Origin of the sequence: Agromyces aurantiacus (assembly GCF_016907355.1) — a bacterium.
Lineage (GTDB): Bacteria > Actinomycetota > Actinomycetes > Actinomycetales > Microbacteriaceae > Agromyces > Agromyces aurantiacus.
In genome coordinates this window covers 589,962-607,916 of the sequence record NZ_JAFBBW010000001.1, presented here as the reverse complement: position 1 = coordinate 607,916, position 17,955 = coordinate 589,962, and the positions used below count along the sequence as shown (strand labels likewise).

Here is a 17,955-nt window from a genome sequence, read left to right as displayed (position 1 = left end):
GCTGGACTGGCGGCGCATCGCACGACACGACACCCAGGGGGACGCATGCCGACCATCGAGATCGGGACCGAGAACTCGGCGCCCATCGAGCTCTACTACGAGGACCACGGCGAGGGACGGCCCGTGGTGCTGATCCACGGCTATCCGCTCGACGGCCAGTCGTGGGAGAAGCAGCAGCGCGCGCTGCTGGCCGCCGGGCACCGCGTCATCGTCTACGACCGGCGCGGCTTCGGGCGATCCGGCAAGCCCACCGTCGGCTACGACTACGACACGTTCGCGGCCGACCTGAACGCCCTTCTCGACGCGCTCCAGCTGGCCGACGTGTCGCTCGTCGGGTTCTCGATGGGCACCGGCGAGGTGGCGCGGTACCTCGGCACGTATGGCAGCGGCCGCATTGCGAAGGCGGCCTTCCTCGGCTCGCTCCAGCCGTACCTGCGGCAGACCGACGACAACCCCGGCGGCGCCGCGCCCGACTTCGACGGACTGCGCAGCCAGGCCGAGGCCGATCGGTTCGCCTGGTTCGACACGTTCTTCCAGAACTTCTACAACCTCGACGAGAACCTCGGCTCGCGGATCTCAGAGGCCGCTGTGCGCGGCAGCTGGGCGACCGCGGCGCAGGCATCGTGGTACGCCGCCTCGGCCTGCGTCGACACGTGGCTCACCGACTTCCGCGGCGACCTCGGACGCATCGACGTGCCCACGCTCATCCTGCACGGCACGGCCGACCGGATCCTGCCGATCGACGTGACCGCGCGGGCCTTCCGCACGCACCTGCCCGACGCCGAGTACATCGAGATCGAGGGGGCGCCCCACGGCCTCCTCTGGACGCACGCCGAAGAGGTCAACGCGGCGCTGCTGACCTTCCTCGCGTCGTAGGCGGGGCGCGGCCTCGGTCACGGCGGCGGGGCGGCCCGCCGCCGCGGCTCAGGCGCGGAGCGCCTCGATGAGCTGGGCCTTCGGCATGCGCGAGTAGCCGCTCACGCCGCGCTCCTTGGCCAGCGCGCGGAGCTCGGCGACCGAGCGGGTCGAGAGGTCGTCAGGGCCGGCGGATGCCGCGGCGGGAGGCGTCGCGGCGGTGGAGGTCGCCGCGGCGACCTGGGCCGACTTCGGCTTCGTTGGTGCCGGCTTCGTCTCGGCCTTCTTCGCCGTGGCCTTCTTCGCCTCGGGCTTCTTCGCCTCGGCCTTCTTCGACTCGGCCTTCTTCGCCGTGGGCTTCTTCGCCGTGGGCTTCTTCGCCGTGGGCTCCTTGGCGGGCGCATTCTTCGCCGGCACCGCCTCCGCCGCGGGCTCGGCCGTCTCGACGGCGCCGACCGCCTCCGCGGCAGCCCGTGCGGCCTCGGTCGCCTCGGCCGGGCTCGGCTCGGCGGACGACGCGGCCGTCACGGGCGACGGCACGGCCGAGGCATCCGTCGCCTTCTCACCGCGCGAGCGGAGCCGCTCGAGCGACTTCTCGAGTTCCTTCGCCCTCGCGCGGGCCGCCTCATCGGCGCGCCTGGCGAGCTCGGCCGCCTTCGCGATCGCCGCCTTCGCCGCGTCGAGCGCTGCCACCGCCGCCCGCTGTGCGCGGTCGGCCTGCTTCCGGGCCTGCTTCTCGGCCTTGTCGGCCTTGGCGGCGGCCTTGTCGGCCTTGGCGGCGGCCTTGTCGGCCTTCTCGGCGGACGTCGCGGGCTTCTGATCCTTGCGCTTCGTGCGTGCCATCGTCGGCTCTCCCGGGTCGGCTGGGTGTCCTCGTTCCCGGAATCGTAGCGGCCGACTGCCGGTCAGCGCCGCAGTTCGAGCGTGCAGCACTTCACGCCGCCGCCGCCGAGCAGCAGCTCGGAGAGGTCGACGCCGATCGGCTGGTAGCCCGCGTCGCGCAGCTGCCGCTCGAACCCGGCGGCGCGCGCCGCGATGACGACGTTGAGCCCGTCGCTGTACGAGTTGAGGCCGAGCACGGCGGCATCCTCCTCGGAGACGAGGATCGCGTCGGGGTAGCGCTCGTGCAGGACCTCGAGCGAGGGCTCGTCGAACGCGCTCGGCAGGTACGCGATGTGCTCCTGGCCGGGGCGGGAGTCGAGCACGGCGATGGCGGTGTCGAGGTGGTAGAAGCTCGGGTTCACGAGGTTCAGCGTGAGCACGTCGCGGCCGGTGATGCGGGCGAGTTCGGCGTGGCTCGACGCGTCGCTGCGGAAGCCGGTGCCGGCGAGGATCACGTCGCCGACGAGCAGGAAGTCGCCCTCGCCCTCGTTGACCTCCTCGGGCTCGCGCACGTCGAAGCCGGCGCCGCGGAACCAGTCCATGTAGGCCGGTCCCTCGGCCGCGCGCTGCTCGTGCGTGAACCGGGCGCCGTACGCGATGCCGTCGATCACGGTGCCCCCGTTGGCCGCGTAGACCATGTCGGGGAGTCCCTCGACGGGATCGATGAGGTGCACCTCGAAGCCCAGCCCGACGTACGTGTCGTGGAGGGTCTGCCACTGCGCGACCGCGAGCGCCGTGTCGGTGGGCTTCGCGGGGTCCATCCACGGGTTGATCTGGTACACCACCGTGAAATGCTCGGGGCGGCACATCAGCACGGTCTTCGGCGACGGCGTGCGGCGGGTCGCGCCGGTCCGGGTCTCGGCCTCGGTGCGGCTCTCGGTCTGCGTCTCGGTCACGGTCGACATCTCACTCCTCGTACGGTTGCGATGGGCCGAGCTCGGCGGCGAGCCGCCGGGCCGGGCCGGTGCGGGTGTCGGCGGACCAGGTCGCTCTCTCGAGCCTCGACGACGGCGTTCGGATCGCGCCGCCGTCGAGACGCCACTCCCAGTGTGGACGGAACCACGCGCGCCTTCTCGGCGTGATACGCGGGATTCGTGCGAGTTGCCGCGCCTGACGCAACAGAACAGGACTTGCGGATGGCTCGCCTGCATGTTTCCGCCGTCGGACCGGCGGACTGGGGCGCTCGAATCCTGCGCGAGCCGATGCTTGCCCGGTCGCGTCGGCTCGGGCAGGCTGGGCGCAGCCCCGGCAGCCCTACGCCGGCCGAGCGAGGAGACCCGGATGCCGAACGCCGAGCGCATCGCCGAACTCCAACGCGCCGCCTACGGCGCCGGCGCGAGCGACGCCGAACGCGCTGCTGCCGCCGACGAGCTGGCGGCGCTGCGGCGCGGTCATGCGCCCGCGTCGGCCGACGGGCCCTCGGTGGAGGGCGGCCCGAGCGGCGCCGCGGCCACCCCGGCCGCGGCAGCGGCCCCGGCGTCGGTGACCGGCACCGACGTGTTCGACGAGCTGCGCGAGCCGGCGCGCTCCCCCGACGGGCCGACTCATCCGCCCGCATCGCAGGTCGTGCGGATCGGCGTGCTCGCCGGCGCCATCGCGCTCGTGGTGGGATTCGGCGCGGGCTGGCTCTCGGGGATGCAGGCGACGACGAACCTCTCGGGTCAGTCCACCGGGTCGGCGGCCGACGACGACGTGACGTTCGAGCTCGCGGATCGGGACGATCCGGCCGCCGTGCCGATCAGCGAGATCCAGGCGACCGACGTGTTCGAGCGCGCACAGGCACCCGAGGACCTTCCCGCCTTCGTCGATCACGACCTCGACTCGGCGAGCTACCGCCGGCTGGCGACGCTGCCCGACGGGGCATCGGTGCACGCCGCGCGCAGCGCCGACGGCACCCAGCTCTGCCTCCAGGTCGAGCTCCGCGACGTCGGCGGCGCGTCGTCGTGCACCGTCGACGGCATGTTCCCGGGCACCGGGCTGTCCACCGAGAGCGCGTTCGGCGACGTGCTGCACCAGGTGACGTGGGCACCCTCGGGCGAGGTGGCGATCACCACCCGTCCCGCGAGCTGACGCCGGCTCAGGCCGCGTCGGCCCGGCGCCCGCCGTTCTTGCGGTCGCGCCACTCGAGCCAGTGCCGGACGGCCGTGTCCTCGTAGTGGGGCCCCGAGATGCCGATCGTGAACAGGCGCACGCCCGCGTCGTACAGCGCGTCGGCGTGCTCGTCGTCGAGGCCGCGGCGGTCGAGCTCGTTCGAGACCGTGATCTCCGTGACATCCCGGCCGACCTTCTCGCCCCAGCGGGCGAGCACGTCGAGCTTGTGCCGGAGGTCGCCCGGCGCCACGAACGAGTGCCAGATGTCGGCGTGCTCGGCGACGAGACGAAGGGTCTTCTGCTCGCCCTTGCCGCCGATCATGATCGGGATGTCGCGCGTCGGCGCCGGGTTCAGTTTGGCCCAGCGCGCCTTGACGCGCGGCAGCGCCTCGGCGAGGTCGTCGAGCCGCGAGCCGACGGTGCCGAACTCGTATCCGTACTCGTCGTAGTCGCGCTCGAACCATCCCGACCCGGTGCCGAAGATGAACCGGCCGGTGTCGCCGCCCTTCGCGCTGATGTGGTCGAGTGTGCGCGCCATGTCGGCCTGGAGGTCGGCGTTGCGGTACGAGTTGCAGTTCACGAGCGTGCCGAACTCGACGCGCTCGGTCTGCTCGGCCCACGCGCCGAGCATGGTCCACGCCTCGAAGTGCAGGCCGTCGCGCTCTCCCGTGAGCGGGAAGAAGTGGTCCCAGTTGAAGACGACGTCGACGCCGAGGTCCTCCATGCGGAGCACCGCGTCGCGGATCTGCGAGTAGGTCGCGTGCTGCGGCTGGAGCTGCACGCCGAGGCGCGCGGGAGCGTTGGATGCGTCGAGGGTCATGCCTCGACCCTACGCCGCGCGGCGAGCGGTTTCCGGGGGGTTGCGTCCGCCCACCGCGAACGGATGCCGCGGCGCGCGGGCCCCTGCGTCACCGCCGTGGCTCCCGCCCTCGCCCCCGGCGGGTGCACCCGCAACAACCCGGGACTCACGAACCCACACACGAGAACCACGGATGGCCCGACCCCGCGAGGGTTCCCGCACCATCGAGTCCCGACTTTCGGCGGGTGCACCCCGCAACAACCCGGGACTCGCGAACCCACACACGAAACCCACGGATGGCCCGACCCCGCGAGGATTCCCGCACCATCCCGAGTCCCGCCTCCGCGCGGGTGCACCCGCAACAACCCGGGACTCGCGAACCCTCCACGTCCTCGACGCACCCACGGAACCCACCCGCGTGCCCCGCCCACGCGAAGGCCCGCCCGCCGCCGCGGACGCGGACGACGGGCGGGCGTGCCGAACGCGGCTACCCCTGCGCGCGCTCGTCCACGGGAGTCGCCTCGGCGGGCGACTCGTCGTGCCCGACCTCCTCGCGGAGGTCGAGCATCGGCACGGGGCGGCGGAACCCGCGCGTCACGACCGCGAGCAGCACGACGCCGAGTCCGAGCCAGATGAGCCCGACGACGAACGTGCGCGGCGAGAGGCTCGTCCACAGCCACAGCGTGAGCGCGAAGCCGATGAGCGGCAGCACGAGGTTGTTCACCACGGCCCCGCCCGAGCGCTCGTGCCGGTCGAGGAAGTAGTGCTTGATGACCGTGAGGTTCACGACCGAGAACGCGATGAGCGCGCCGAAGCTGATCATCTCGACGAGCAGGCCGAGGTCGATCACGACCGCGAGCATCGAGATCGCCGACACCACGAGGATCGAGATGACCGGCGTGCGGAACCGGGCGGACAGCCGCCCGAACACCGCGTGCGGCAGCACCCGGTCCCGCCCCATCGCGTAGAGGATGCGCGCGACCGACGCCTGCGAGGTGAGGGCGGATCCCATCGCGCCCGCGATGTACGCCGCGGTGAAGAACACGGCGAGGAATTCGCCGCCGGCCGCGCCCATGACGTCGAGCGCCGCCGAGTCGACCGAGGCGAAGTCGTTCGACGGGAACACCACCTGCGAGAGGTACGACAGCAGGATGAAGATCACGCCGGCCGCGACGGTCGTGAACATGATCGCCCGCGGCACCGAGCGGGTGGGGTCCTTCGCCTCCTCCGAAAGGGTCGAGACCGCGTCGAATCCGAGGAAGGACAGGCACAGCACGGCCGCGCCGGCGAACAGCACGCCCGGGCCCTCGACGGTGCCGTCGCCGGTGAACGGCGCGAGCAGGTCGACCTGCCCGGTGCCGCCGACCGCGACGAGGCTGAGTGCCACGAAGGCGACGATGAACAGCGTCTGCACGGCGATGATCACGAAGTTGGCGCGCGCGACCGAGACGATGCCGACGACGTTCAGCACGGTGACGATCGCGATCGACGCGACGATGAACACCCACTGCGGCACGGCCGGGAAGGCGGCGTTCAGGTAGATGCCGATCACGAGGTAGTTGATCATCGGCAGGAACAGGTAGTCGAGCATGAGCGACCACCCGGCGAGGAACCCGACGCCAGGGCCGAAGCTGCGCTGCGCGTACACGTAGGCGGAGCCCGCGAAGGGGTAGGCCACCGCCATCCGCGCGTACGACCGGGCGGTGAAGAACATGGCGACGAGCGTGATGACGTAGGCGAGCGGGACGCGGCCGCCCGTGAGCTGCGTGACGATGCCATAGGTCGTGAAGACCGTGAGCGGCACCATGTAGACGAGCCCGAACAGCACGAGCGAGGGCACGCCGAGCACGCGGCGCAGGTGGGCGCCGTCGGGTCCGGATGGGGCGTGGCCGGTCGTGCCGGCGACGGTGGACTGGGACATCGGGGGTGGGTTCCTCTCAGGGGCGGAGCGCAACGCTGCGCTCGTCTCGGGCGGGGGTGTCGGGTGCTGCGGGGGTCTCGGGGGTGACAGGACGAGCATCGGATGCCGCGGGGCCGGCGAGGCACGGGACGCCCGCGAGGTAGGTCTCGCGCACTGCCACGCGGGGCAGTTCGTGCGGATCGACCTCGCGCGGGTCGCGCGCGAGCCAGGCCAGGTCGGCGCTCGCGCCCGGGACGATCCGGCCCCACGGCGCGTCGACCGAGTCGGCGAGGGCCTGGTGCGCGACCGCCGCGGTGTAGGCGGACAGTGCGGCCTCCATTGGCACGATCTCGTGCGGGGTCCAGCCGCCCGCGGGCTCGCCGTCGACGGTGCGGCGGGACGCCGCGATCGCGAGCCCGTCGCGCGGGTCGCCCGAGGAGACCGGCCAGTCCGAGCCGAAGGCGAGGACGGCGCCCGTGGAGGCCAGCGAGCGCATGCGGTACTGCCGGTCGGCCCGCTCCTGCCCGAGCCGCGGCACGGTGAGCACGGTCATCAGCGCGTCGAGCTGGGCCCAGAGCGGCTGCATGTTGGCGATCACGCCGAGCTGGGCGAAACGGGCGAGGTCGGCGTCGTCGACGAGCTGGGCGTGGGCGATGACGGGTCGTCGGTCTCGCGGGCCGTTGGCCTCGATCGCGCGCTCGATCGCGTCGAGCGCCTGGCGCACGGCCGCGTCGCCGATGGCGTGGACGTGCACTTGGAAGCCCGCGGCATCCGCAGATCGCACGGCCTCCGCGAGGCGCTCGGCGCCCCACACCGACATGCCGTGCGAGTGCAGGCCAGAGCAGTAGGGCTCGAGCAGGGCGCCGGTCTCGTTCTCGACGACGCCGTCGGCGAAGAACTTCACGGTGTGCGCGGTGAGCAGCGGCGAGCCGGATGCCTCGACCCGCCCGCGAGCGGCGAGCATGCCGGGCAGCTCGTCGGCGAACCGGCGCGGGTCGGCGTAGAACGCGAGGTTGAACCGCACGGGCAGGGCATCGGATGCTGCGGCCGCGAGATACACCTCGAGGTCGGCCGGCTCGACCCACGCGTCCTGCACCCAGGTGACGCCGCGCTCGAGGAAGTACCGTCCGGCGCGCTCGAGTGCGCGCACGCCCGTCTCGATCTCGCGCGGCGGCATGACCGCGGTGACGAGGTCGACCGCGCCCCATTCGCGGAGCGTGCCGAGCGGCGTGCCGTCCTCGCGGCGCGGGATCTCGCCGAGCTCGGGCTCGGGCGTCGCCGCGTCGATGCCGGCCAGCTCGAGGGCCTTCGAGTTGACCCACACGGTGTGGTAGTCCCAGGCACGGAGCATCACGGGGCGATCGGCGACGGCCTCGTCGAGCCAGCGCGCATCGAAGAGGCCGGCCGCGGCGAGGCTGCCGTCGTACGAGGCGCCCGTGATCCACTCGAGCTCGGGGTGCTCCTGGGCGTAGCGCCGCACCTCGGCGACGATCTCGGCGACCGAGCCGCACGCGCGCACGTTCGGCCCCTCGGCCTCGAGGCCGCCGAACATCGGGTGGGCGTGTCCGTCGCCGAACGAGGGCATGAGGAACCCGCCGTCGAGGTCGACGACGGCGTCGGCTCCGGATGCCGCGGCCTCGGCCGCCGCGCCGACCGCCTCGACCCGGCCGTCGCGTACGAGCAGGGCGCCCTCGTCGGCGCCGGCTCCCGTCCACACCGTGCCACCGTGGAAGTACGTCGTCGTCACCGAACCTCGTCCCGTCGTCGTGTCGTGTTCGCAGCGCGCCGCGTCGCGGCATCCGTTTACGAACAATGTTCGTGTTTGCGTGCGGTCACGTTACACTCCCGTTCACGGCGACGGAAGACCCCGGAGGACATTCGTGACACGCCTGAAACGCGAGCAGCTCATCAGCGCCGCACTCGACCTCGTCGACGAGGAGGGCGGCGGCGCCCTGACGATGCGCTCGCTCGCCGCGCGCGTCGACCGGCAGGTCTCGTCGCTCTACAACCACGTCGCCAGCCGAGGCGAGCTCATCGAGGCCGTGCGCGCGCGGATCGTCGAGGGCATCGACGTCTCGGCGTTCGGCGTGCACCCGTGGGACGTCGCGCTCGAGGCGTGGGCGCGCTCCTACCTCACCGCGTTCGCGGCGCACCCCAACGTGATCCCGCTGCTCGCGACCACGCCGATCCGCGACCGGTCGACGCTCGAGATGTACGAGACCGTCGTCGGCTCCCTCCTCGACGGCGGCTGGCCCACGCGCGACGCGGTCGCGGTCATGCGCACCGTCGAGGCGCACGTGCTCGGCTCGGCGCTCGACATCGTCGCGCCCGGCGACCTGCTCGCGCAGGCGTCGGTGCCGGCGGAACTCGAGTCGCTGCGCTCGGCGCTCGACCCCGAGCACGCCGACGCATCCGGCGCCGAGCGCGCGTTCCGCCTCGGACTCGACGCCGTCATGCACGGGCTGCGCGAGCGGCACGCGTCGCTCGGCCGCCACTAGAGCGCCGAGCGCCCGCGATCACGAACGTGCAACAGCACGCAGGAAAGCGGCGTCAAGCCGTACCGGCGCGCAACGAACGGTCGTACACTCGCCCCATGGACAACCTGGACCGCGCCATCCTGGACCTGCTGCGGCAGAACTCCCGCGCCGGGTACGGCGACATCGGCTCGTCGGTGGGGCTGTCCGCGTCCGCCGTGAAGCGCCGCGTCGACAAGCTCGTCGCCGACGGCGTGATCAAGGCGTTCACGATCCAGGTCGACCCTGCCGTCGACGGCATGAGCACCGAGGCGTACGTCGAGCTCTTCTGCCGCGGCACGGTCGCCCCCGACGAACTGCAGCGCATCCTGCAAGGGGTGCCCGAGGTGGTCTACGCGGGCACCGTCACGGGCAGCGCCGACGCGATCGTGCACATGCGGGCGCGCGACATCGCCTCGCTCGAGGATGCGCTCGAACGCGTGCGCATCGCCCCCAACGTCGACCACACGCGCAGCGCGATCGTGCTCTCGCGGCTGGTCAACCGCAACCGCGACTGAGCCCGGGCGAGCGGATGCGGTTCACGGTCGAGAGCGACTCGGGCACCCCGCCCTACGAGCAGCTGCGCATGCAGGTGGTCGACGCCGTGCGCGCGGGCACGCTCGCCGCGGGCGCGAAGCTGCCCACCGTGCGCGCGCTCGCCGATGAGCTCGGACTCGCGACGAACACCGTCGCGCGCGCCTACAAGGAGCTCGAGGCCGACGGCGTCGTCGAGGGCCGCGGGCGGAACGGCACGTTCGTGCGCGCGACCGGCGACCCCGTCGAGCAGGCGCTGCAGGCCGCGGCATCCGCCTACGCCGACGCGGTCGCACGGCTGGGCGCGACGACGGATTCCGCGGTGGACGCCGTCGAGCGCGCGCTCCGCGCGCGCGACTAGCTCGCAGCGGCCTCGACCGGCGCCGGGATCGGCTCCTTCGGCAGGCGGCGCACCTTCTGCCGCCGGCGCCGGCGCTCGGGGATCATCGAGCGCATCTCCTCGAGCTTGCCGAAGCACAGCATGCGGTCCTCCGCCTCGAGCACGACGCCCTTGCGCGGGTTCGGGATGACGGTCGTGCCGCGGTGCAGCGTCAGCACCGTGATGTCGCGATCCCACAGCCCCGACTCGCCGAGGGTCTTGCCGACGAGGTCGGCGGCACCGTGCACGACGAGCTCGGCGACGCCGTACCCGGTCGAGACCGTCAGCCGCTGGCGCACGTCGATCTCGGGGAACGCGACCTGGTTGGCGATGTAGTCGATGATCGCGCCCGCGACATCCAGGTTCGTCGCCGTCTCGATGCCCTGCAGGCCGGGCGACGAGTTGACCTCCATCACGAGCGGTCCCTCGTTGCCCTCGAGCATGTCGACGCCCGCGACCTTGAGGCCCATGATTTGCGCCGACCGCACGGCGGTCTGCTCGTAGTCGGCCGAGAGCTCGACCGGCTCGACGGTGCCGCCGCGGTGCACGTTCGAGCGGAACTCGTCGCCGCTCGCGACGCGCCGCATGGCCGCGACGACGCGGTCGCCGACGACGAGTGCCCGGATGTCGCGCCCGCGGCTCTCCGTGATGAAGCTCTGGATGAGCACGTTCTGCTTCGTCGAGTGCAGCGTCTCGATGATCGCCTCGGCGACCTTCACCTCGGGCGCGAGGATGACGCCGATGCCCTGCGTGCCCTCGAGCAGCTTGATCACGACCGGCGCGCCGCCGACGCGCTCGATCGCCGGGCGCAGGTCGGCGCGGTTGCGCACGAACGTCGTGGCGGGCATGCCGATGCCGTGCCGCGAGAGGATCTGCGTCGCACGCAGCTTGTCGCGCGCGTTCGTGATGCCGTTCGCGGTGTTCGGCGTGTACACGTCCATCTGCTCGAACTGCCGCACCACTGCGGTGCCGAAGTACGTGATCGAATTGCCGATGCGCGGCAGGATCGCGTCGTAGTCCGACAGCTGGCGGCCGCGGTACTGCAGGTCGGGCTCGGGGCCGGAGAGGTCGATGCCGAAGCGGAGGGTGTTCAGGACCTTGACGTCGTGGCCGCGCTGCTGCGCTGCAGTGCGGAGACGCTGGGTCGAGTAGGCCTGGGGGGCGCGCGAGAGGATCGCGAGTTTCATGGGGAAGTCCCTGCGAAGATGGTTCGGATGACAGAGCCCACCCATTCAAGCACCATCGCCGGATGGCGCGAATGGGTGCGCCTGCCCCAGGCCGAGATCGACTGGATCAAGGCCAAGCTCGACACCGGCGCGCGCTCGTCGGCGCTGCACGCGTTCGACCTCGAGGAGTTCTCGCGCGACGGCGCGGACTGGGTGCGCTTCGGCATCCACCCCTGGCAGGACACCGACCTCGACGCCGCGACCGTGGAACTGCCGGTGCACGACCGGCGCGTCATCCGCAGCTCGACCGGGCACACGCAGGAGCGGTTCGTGGTGCTCATGGACCTCGTGCTGCTCGGCCGCACGGTGAGCGCCGAGGTGACGCTCACGAACCGCGACGAGATGGGCTTCCGGATGCTCGTGGGCCGCGAGGCGCTGCGCAACGGCTTCCTCGTGGATGCAGGGCGGTCCTTCGTCGGCGGGCGCGCGCCGCGTGCCATCCGCCGCCGCAACCGCGGCCGCGCCTGACGCGCGTCGCGGACCCTCACCCGGCAGCGCTCGCGAGCGCGAGCGCCGCGGTCGACGCGGTCACGACGACCGGCGCTGCGATCAGGCCCAGCAGGGCGTACCGGCGCCACGAGATCTCGACGCCCATGGCCACGAGCCGCTGGTGCCACAGCAGCGTCGCGAGCGACGCCCACGGCGTGACGAGCGCGCCCGCGTTCACGCCGATGAGCAGGGCCATCGTGCGCACCGGGTCGTCGGCGAACGGCTCGAGCGCGAGGTACGCGGGGAGGTTGTCGGCGACGTTGGCCGAGGTCGCACCGACCGCCGCGAGCCGGAGCAGGTCGAGCGGCGCGTGGCCGGTGCCCGCGATCACGCCCAGTACCTCCGTCCATCCCGCGGCGTGCGCCGCCTCGACGGCGAGGAAGAGGCCCGAGGCGAACACCACGAGCCGCCACGGCAGCGGGGTGCGCCGCAGCGTCGCGGGCCGGCGCACCGCGAACGCGATCGCGAGCACGACGGCGGCGACCGTGGCTGGGATCCACACCTCGATGCCCGTGAGGAACGCCGGCACGAGCAGGCCGACCGTGATCGCGGCGACGAGGAAGAGCACCCGGTCCTCGGGCGGCTCGCGGCGCTCGGGCTCGAAGCGGGCCAGCAGCTCGCGTCGGCGGATGACGAGGATGATCAGGGCGGTCGCGGCGACCGCCGTCGCGGCAGGCGCCCACGAGAGCGCGAGGAACTCGACGGGATGCAGGTCCAGACGCTCCGCCGCGAGCAGGTTCGTGAGGTTCGACACCGGCAGGAGCAGCGAGCCCGTGTTCGCGATCCATACCGTGGTCAACGCGAACGGCAGCGGCGAGATGCGCGCGTGCGCGGCGAGCGAGACCACGATCGGCGTGAGGAGCACCGCGGTCGTGTCGAGCGAGAGGAAGATCGTGGAGGTGGTGGCGAGCGCGAGCACGAACAGCCACAGCGCGATCGCGCGGCCTCGCGCGAGCGCGGCGAGCGCGTGGGCGATGACGCTGAAGAGGCCCGCCTCGGCGGCGAGCTCGGCGACGACGGTCGCCGCGACCACGAACGCGAGGATGGGTGCGACCCTCGCGGCGAGGGCCGCGACCTCGTCGATGCCGAGCACCCCGGCGGCGACCGCCGCCGCACCCGCGAGGAGGAGGGCCAGTCCGAGCCACGCGATCCGCACCGGGCGAGCCTAATCGCTCGTCCGGTCGCCGGCGGTTCAGGCGGGCGCGAGCTCCGACTCCAGCCGCGCCACGTCCTCGGCCCGGCACAGCTCGGTCGCCGGAAGCATCGCCGTCGCCGAGCCCGCCGCGACGGCCGTGCGGAACGCCTCGGCGACCGGGCGCCCCTGAGCGAGCCGCAGCACGAGTCCCGCGAGGAACGCGTCGCCGGCGCCCACCGCGCTCGCGAGTTCGATCCGGGGCGTCGGCAGCCGCAGCACGCCCTCGTCCGTCACGAGCACGGCGCCCGCGCCGCCGAGCGTGAGCGCGACGACCTCGGCGCGCCCGGCCGCGACGATCGCGCGTGCGGCGTCCACCTGCTCCTCGACCCCGAGGTCGGCGTCGGCGCCGACGAGCCCCGCGAGCTCGTCGCGACTCGGCTTGATGAGGAACACGCCCTGGTCGAGCGCCGCCGCGAGCGCCGGCCCCGAGGCATCCACCACCACCCGGATGTCGTGCTCGTGCGCGATCCGCGCGAGCATCGCGTAGAAGTCCACGGGCACGCCGGGCGGCAGACTGCCGCTCGCGACGAGGAACCCGCCGACGGGCAGGTGGTCGGCCACCACCGAGAGGCACGCGCGCCACTCGGGCTCGCGCAGCGTCGGCCCCTGCAGCACGAACCGGTACTGCTCGCCCGTCGAGGTCTCGTCGACCGTGAAGCTCTCGCGCGTGGTCCCGGCGATCGTGATCACGCGGCCGATGATGCCCGCCTGCTCGAGGAACCCGCGGTACGCCTGCCCGGTCGGCCCGCCGAGCGGGTAGATCGCGACCGAGTTCCCGCCCAGGTTCCGGATGGCGCGGCTCACGTTGACGCCGCCGCCGCCCGGGTCGAACCGGCTCGGGCCGCAGCGCAGCTTGTGCTCGGGCACCACCCGGTCGACCGTGCTCGACACGTCGAGCGCCGGGTTCATGGTCAGCGTGACGATCGGCGCGTGCGCGGACATGCCCCGAGCCTACGGCGCGGACCGGCGCGCCGCCCGTCTCGGCCCGGCGACCGCCGACGGGCGACCGACGCGACAGCCGCCCGGCGCGACAGCCGCCCGGCGCGACAGCCGCCCGGCGCCCGGCGCCCGGCGACCGGCGACCGGCCCGACAGCCCACCGGCGGCCGGCGACCGGCGCGACTGCCGACGGGCCCGACCGGCGTTCGGCGCGACAGCCGACCGGCGACCGGCGACCGGCGACCGGCGCGACTGCCGACGGGCCCGACCGGCGTTCGGCGCGACAGCCGACCGGCGACCGGCGACCGGCGACCGGCGACCAGCGACCGTTCCCGGATGGCTCATTCGAGCCGGGCCTCAATTGAGGCGAGCCTCATATGAGCCAGCCGGAAACGGTATGCAGACGACGGCCCCCGAGGATGGACCGGCGCGCGCCGGCAGGAGTCCTAGATCACACCGTCCGAGATCGCCGTCGGGTTGCCGAAGCGGTGATTCGTGATCGACACCGCCTGCTCGTGCAGGAACGGCAGCAGCTCGACGCGCCCCGACGGCGTGACGGGGTGCGACCACACCGCGAGGTCGGGCGTCCCGCCGGTCGCCTCGGCGAGCGCCGAGGCCGAGCCGCCGACGAGGCGCACGCGGCCGGTGATCGCGCCCGTGCGTGCACGCTCGAGCCATCCGGCGTCGCCCTCGCGCACCACGCGGATCTCGCGCGCCGCCAGGATCGCGCGCACGCCCTTGGGCAGCTCGTGCGCGGTCGAGACCGTCAGGCGCGACTTCGCGAGCAGGCCCGCGGCGAGCACGCGGAGGCCGTCGGCGAGCGTCGCGTCCTCGCTCACGCGGATCGTGACCGCGGTGGGCAGGTAGCGGAACAGGTTGCGCTCGACGCCGAGGCCCGAGACGTCCTTCACCGTGCCGTACTCCTCGGCCCACGCGACCTCGTCGGAGAGCGCCGAGCGGCGCAGCACCTCGAACGACTCGTAGTCGAGCGCCGGCTGCGACGCCTCGATGAGCTCGGTCACGCGCTGCTCGAGCCCGCGCAGGTGCAGCGAGCGGCTGGGCTCGGCGTGGTCGGGCTGCCAATCGCCGAGGCCGAGCAGGTAGTTCGGTCCGCCCGCCTTCGCGCCCGCACCGACCGCCGAGCGCTTCCAGCCGCCGAAGGGCTGGCGCTGCACGATCGCGCCGGTGATGCCGCGGTTGACGTAGAGGTTGCCGGCCTCGACGGTCTCGAGCCAGGTGGCGACCTCGTCGGAGTCGAGCGAGTGCAGGCCCGCGGTGAGGCCGAAGTCCACCGCGTTCTGGAAGCGAATCGCCTCGTCGAGGTCCTTGGCGTGCATGACGCCGAGGACCGGGCCGAAGAACTCCGTGAGGTGGAAGTACGAGCCGGGCTTCACGTTCTCGCGGATGCCGGGCGACCAGAGCCGGCCGGTCGAGTCGAGCTGCCGGGGCTCGACGAGCCACTCCTCGTCGGCGCCGAGCGTCGTGAGGGCGTGCAGCAGCTTGCCGTTCGCGGGCTCGACGATCGGGCCCATCTGGCTCGACGGGTGCTCGGGCCAGCCGACGCGCAGGCTCGTCGCGGCATCCACGAGCTGGCGGCGGAAGCGCTCGGACTTCGCGACCGACCCGACGAGGATCACGAGCGAGGCGGCCGAGCACTTCTGGCCGGCGTGGCCGAACGCGCTCTTGACGACATCGGATGCCGCGAGGTCGAGGTCGGCCGACGGCGTGACGATGATGGCGTTCTTGCCGCTCGTCTCGGCGAGCAGGGGCAGGTCCCTGCGGAACGAGCGGAACAGCTCGGCCGTCTCGTAGGCCCCGGTGAGGATGACGCGGTCGACCTTCTCGTCGGAGACGAGCTTGGTGCCGAGCTCGCGCGACCCGAGGTCGACGAGCGCGAGCAGGTCCTTCGGGATCCCGGCCTCCCACAGCGCCTCGACCATGATCGCGCCCGAGCGCTGCGAGAGCTTCGCGGGCTTGATGATCACGCCCGAGCCCGCGGCGAGCGCCGCGAGCACGCCGCCCGCGGGGATCGCGACCGGGAAGTTCCACGGCGGGGTGACGACGGTGAGCTTCGAGGGCACGAAGTGCGCGCCCTGCACCCGGTCGAGCTCGCGAGCCCGCTCGGCGTAGTAGTGCGCGAAGTCGATCGCCTCGCTGATCTCGGGGTCGGCCTCGGCGATGGTCTTGCCGGTCTCGGCGGCCATGACCTCGATGAGGCGATCACGGTTCGCGGCGAGCGCGACGCCCGCGCGGTGCAGCACCGCGGCGCGCTCGTCGCCCGAGAGCGCGCCCCACTCCGTGCCGCGCGCGACGACCGCCGCCATGAGGCGCTCGAGCTCGTCGGCGGTGTCGATGCGGTTGGCCTGCAGGGTGTCGATGCCGAGCGTCGAGCCGGGCACGCGCTCGAGGATGCGACGGCCCCACTCGCGGTTCGCGGCGAGCGCGGGGTCCGTGTCGGGCTCGTTGCGGAAGCCGGGGGTCACCCCGGGGCCGACCGGAAGGGCGACGTCCTCGAGGTCGCCGTCGACGCCCGAGCCCCGTGTGATGCCGAGCACGACGCTGGTCAGCGAGCCCTCGTGCTCCTCGCCGGGGGCGGGCGCGAACGGCACCGAGGCACGTGCGCGCAGCTCGGCGGGGTCGCCCTCCGTCCACTCCGTGCGGCGGTTCTGCGTGCGGTTCGGGCGCGGCGCCGCGGCATCCGGGCCCTCGGCCTCGAGCGCGGCGAGCGAGCGCAGGTACCGGTCGCGCTCACGCTCGAACAGCGCCCGGTTCTCGGAGAGCTCGAACACGGCCGACATGAAGTTGTCCTGGCTCGCGTTCTCCTCGAGGCGGCGGATGAGGTACGCGATCGCGACGTCGAACTCCGACGGGTTGACGACCGGCGTGTAGAGCAGCAGCCGGCCCACGTCGCCGCGCACCGCCGCGGCCTGGCCGGTCGCCATGCCGAGGAGCATCTCGAACTCGACGCCGTGCTCGACGCCCCGCTCCTTCGCGGTGAGCCAGGCGTGCGCGACGTCGAAGAGGTTGTGCCCCGCGACGCCGAGCTTCACCGCGTCGATGCGCTCGGGCGTCATCGACCAGTGCAGCACGCGCTTGTAGTTGGTATCGGAGTCCTGCTTGCGGTCGTAGGTCGCGAGCGGCCAGTCGTGGATGGCGGCGTCGACGTGCTCCATGGCGAGGTTGGCGCCCTTGACGACGCGCACCTTGATGGGCGCTCCGCCCGCCGCGCGACGGCGCTGCGCCCACTCGGTGAGGTCCTGCATGGCGCCGAGCGCATCGGGCAGGTAGGTCTGCAGCACGATGCCCGCCTCGAGCTGCGCCAGCTGCGGCTGCTCGAGCACCCTCTTGAACACCGCGATCGTGAGGTCGAGGTCGCGGTACTCCTCCATGTCGAGGTTGATGAACTTGGCCCTGCCCGCTGCGGCGCCCTTCGCCGCGAGCTCGTACAGCGGCGTGAGCTTGGCGACGACCTTCTCGACGGCCTCATCGAACGACCACATCGAGAGCTGGCTGACCACGCTCGACACCTTGATCGACACGTAGTCGACGTCGTCGCGCGCGAGGAAGTCGTAGGTGCCCTTCAGGCGGCGGTCGGCCTCGTGCTCGCCGAGCACGGCCTCGCCGAGCAGGTTGAGGTTCAGCCGGTTGCCCGACTCGCGCAGCTTCGCGATCGCGGGACCGAGCTTGGCGGGCGTCGCGTCGAGCACGAGGTGCCCGACCATGGCCCGCAGGACGCGGCGCGCGATGGGGATCACGAGCCACGGGAAGGTGGGCGCCATCGCACCGCCCAGGCGGATCGCCGCCTTGAGGGGCGCGGGCAGGAACTTCGGCGTGAGCTTCGCGACCTCGGCGAGGTTGCGACCGGCGACGCCGAGGTCTTCGGGGCGCATGACGCCGTCGACGAAGCCCACGGTGAACGCGAGGCCGTTCGGATCCTTCAGCACGCCGGCGAGCCGCTGCGCCGCGGGATCGACGGGGTGGTTCGCGCTCTCGGCGAGCCACCGCTCGACGAGCGCGACCACGTGGTCGGTGCTCGGGGCGGTCTCGGGGAGCAGCTTCGATGTGGTCACGACTGCGGTGTCCTTCGTCTCTGTGGGCGCGCGTGGGTGGTGCACGCCCGGCCCTCCCAGTGTGCGCCGTGGCATCCGTTCAGT

At 72.8% G+C, this 17,955-nt stretch carries 15 protein-coding genes; 6 read left to right on the top strand and 9 right to left on the bottom strand.

The genetic code is table 11. The features are described from left to right. The first annotated feature begins 45 nt into the window (after positions 1-45). Positions 46-876: an alpha/beta fold hydrolase gene (locus JOD46_RS02895; protein WP_204391534.1), complete on the top strand. Its 831-nt coding sequence runs from the start codon at positions 46-48 to the stop codon at positions 874-876. Positions 877-924: 48 nt separating this feature from the next. On the opposite strand, the gene JOD46_RS02890 is transcribed toward JOD46_RS02895, so the two are convergent. After that, positions 925-1,698: a Rho termination factor N-terminal domain-containing protein gene (locus tag JOD46_RS02890; protein WP_204391533.1), complete on the bottom strand. Its 774-nt coding sequence runs from the start codon at positions 1,696-1,698 to the stop codon at positions 925-927. Between the two features lie 62 nt (positions 1,699-1,760). Beyond that, complete coding sequence (gene ddaH, locus JOD46_RS02885) at positions 1,761-2,642, bottom strand: dimethylargininase (protein WP_204391532.1); 882 nt, start codon at positions 2,640-2,642, stop codon at positions 1,761-1,763. 376 nt (positions 2,643-3,018) lie between these two features. Here ddaH and JOD46_RS02880 point away from each other — a divergent pair, with 376 nt between their 5' ends. Then, positions 3,019-3,807, top strand: a complete 789-nt coding sequence (locus JOD46_RS02880; RefSeq protein ID WP_204391531.1) for a hypothetical protein — start codon at positions 3,019-3,021, stop codon at positions 3,805-3,807. Positions 3,808-3,814: 7 nt separating this feature from the next. Here JOD46_RS02880 and JOD46_RS02875 read toward each other — a convergent pair whose 3' ends face one another. The 3 genes from JOD46_RS02875 to JOD46_RS02865 form a co-directional block, all read right to left on the bottom strand. Continuing rightward, positions 3,815-4,648 carry an LLM class F420-dependent oxidoreductase gene (locus JOD46_RS02875; protein WP_204391529.1) on the bottom strand — a complete coding sequence of 278 codons (834 nt, stop codon included), beginning with the start codon at positions 4,646-4,648 and terminating at the stop codon, positions 3,815-3,817. Positions 4,649-5,114: 466 nt separating this feature from the next. Then, positions 5,115-6,548 (bottom strand): APC family permease, encoded by a 1,434-nt coding sequence (locus JOD46_RS02870; RefSeq protein ID WP_204391527.1) that lies wholly within the window; start codon positions 6,546-6,548, stop codon positions 5,115-5,117. Between the two features lie 16 nt (positions 6,549-6,564). Continuing rightward, positions 6,565-8,274, bottom strand: coding sequence for an amidohydrolase (locus JOD46_RS02865; protein ID WP_204391525.1), 1,710 nt, complete (start codon positions 8,272-8,274; stop codon positions 6,565-6,567). A gap of 133 nt (positions 8,275-8,407) precedes the next feature. Between JOD46_RS02865 and JOD46_RS02860 the strand changes: the two genes are divergently transcribed. The 3 genes from JOD46_RS02860 to JOD46_RS02850 all read left to right on the top strand — a co-directional run bounded on the left by JOD46_RS02860 (position 8,408) and on the right by JOD46_RS02850 (position 9,935). Beyond that, a complete protein-coding gene (locus tag JOD46_RS02860) occupies positions 8,408-9,025 on the top strand; it encodes a TetR/AcrR family transcriptional regulator C-terminal domain-containing protein (RefSeq protein ID WP_307834882.1) in 618 nt (205 codons plus the stop codon). Between the two features lie 95 nt (positions 9,026-9,120). Beyond that, complete coding sequence (locus JOD46_RS02855; RefSeq protein WP_204391523.1) at positions 9,121-9,558, top strand: Lrp/AsnC family transcriptional regulator; 438 nt, start codon at positions 9,121-9,123, stop codon at positions 9,556-9,558. Positions 9,559-9,572: 14 nt separating this feature from the next. Beyond that, positions 9,573-9,935 (top strand): GntR family transcriptional regulator, encoded by a 363-nt coding sequence (locus JOD46_RS02850; RefSeq protein ID WP_204391521.1) that lies wholly within the window; start codon positions 9,573-9,575, stop codon positions 9,933-9,935. Here the strand turns inward: JOD46_RS02850 and JOD46_RS02845 are convergent. Continuing rightward, positions 9,932-11,140 (bottom strand): RimK family alpha-L-glutamate ligase, encoded by a 1,209-nt coding sequence (locus JOD46_RS02845; protein ID WP_204391520.1) that lies wholly within the window; start codon positions 11,138-11,140, stop codon positions 9,932-9,934. The genes JOD46_RS02850 and JOD46_RS02845 overlap by 4 nt on opposite strands. 27 nt (positions 11,141-11,167) lie before the next feature. On the opposite strand from JOD46_RS02845, the gene JOD46_RS02840 reads away from it, so the two are divergent. Next, positions 11,168-11,647, top strand: a complete 480-nt coding sequence (locus JOD46_RS02840; RefSeq protein ID WP_204391517.1) for an ATP-dependent zinc protease family protein — start codon at positions 11,168-11,170, stop codon at positions 11,645-11,647. A 16-nt stretch (positions 11,648-11,663) separates the two neighbouring features. On the opposite strand, the gene JOD46_RS02835 is transcribed toward JOD46_RS02840, so the two are convergent. From JOD46_RS02835 to JOD46_RS02825, 3 genes are all read right to left on the bottom strand, one after another. Then, positions 11,664-12,824: an ArsB/NhaD family transporter gene (locus JOD46_RS02835; protein ID WP_204391515.1), complete on the bottom strand. Its 1,161-nt coding sequence runs from the start codon at positions 12,822-12,824 to the stop codon at positions 11,664-11,666. 36 nt (positions 12,825-12,860) lie between these two features. Continuing rightward, the gene (locus JOD46_RS02830) at positions 12,861-13,805 is read right to left on the bottom strand and encodes a 1-phosphofructokinase family hexose kinase (protein ID WP_204391513.1); all 945 of its coding nucleotides are present in this window, start codon (positions 13,803-13,805) and stop codon (positions 12,861-12,863) included. Positions 13,806-14,247: 442 nt separating this feature from the next. Continuing rightward, the gene (locus JOD46_RS02825) at positions 14,248-17,946 is read right to left on the bottom strand and encodes a proline dehydrogenase family protein (RefSeq protein ID WP_204391512.1); all 3,699 of its coding nucleotides are present in this window, start codon (positions 17,944-17,946) and stop codon (positions 14,248-14,250) included. Positions 17,947-17,955 lie beyond the last annotated feature (9 nt).

Bases quoted from the DNA above. Each gene is read 5' to 3' on its own strand.
- JOD46_RS02850 (WP_204391521.1), top strand. From the start codon at position 9,573: ATGCGGTTCACGGTCGAGAGCGACTCGGGCACCCCGCCCTACGAGCAG.
- JOD46_RS02870 (WP_204391527.1), bottom strand. From the start codon at position 6,548: ATGTCCCAGTCCACCGTCGCCGGCACGACCGGCCACGCCCCATCCGGA.
- JOD46_RS02825 (WP_204391512.1), bottom strand. From the start codon at position 17,946: ATGCCACGGCGCACACTGGGAGGGCCGGGCGTGCACCACCCACGCGCG.
- JOD46_RS02880 (WP_204391531.1), top strand. From the start codon at position 3,019: ATGCCGAACGCCGAGCGCATCGCCGAACTCCAACGCGCCGCCTACGGC.
- JOD46_RS02845 (WP_204391520.1), bottom strand. From the start codon at position 11,140: ATGAAACTCGCGATCCTCTCGCGCGCCCCCCAGGCCTACTCGACCCAG.
- JOD46_RS02890 (WP_204391533.1), bottom strand. From the start codon at position 1,698: ATGGCACGCACGAAGCGCAAGGATCAGAAGCCCGCGACGTCCGCCGAG.
- JOD46_RS02840 (WP_204391517.1), top strand. From the start codon at position 11,168: ATGACAGAGCCCACCCATTCAAGCACCATCGCCGGATGGCGCGAATGG.
- JOD46_RS02830 (WP_204391513.1), bottom strand. From the start codon at position 13,805: ATGTCCGCGCACGCGCCGATCGTCACGCTGACCATGAACCCGGCGCTC.
- ddaH (WP_204391532.1), bottom strand. From the start codon at position 2,642: ATGTCGACCGTGACCGAGACGCAGACCGAGAGCCGCACCGAGGCCGAG.
- JOD46_RS02855 (WP_204391523.1), top strand. From the start codon at position 9,121: ATGGACAACCTGGACCGCGCCATCCTGGACCTGCTGCGGCAGAACTCC.
- JOD46_RS02895 (WP_204391534.1), top strand. From the start codon at position 46: ATGCCGACCATCGAGATCGGGACCGAGAACTCGGCGCCCATCGAGCTC.
- JOD46_RS02875 (WP_204391529.1), bottom strand. From the start codon at position 4,648: ATGACCCTCGACGCATCCAACGCTCCCGCGCGCCTCGGCGTGCAGCTC.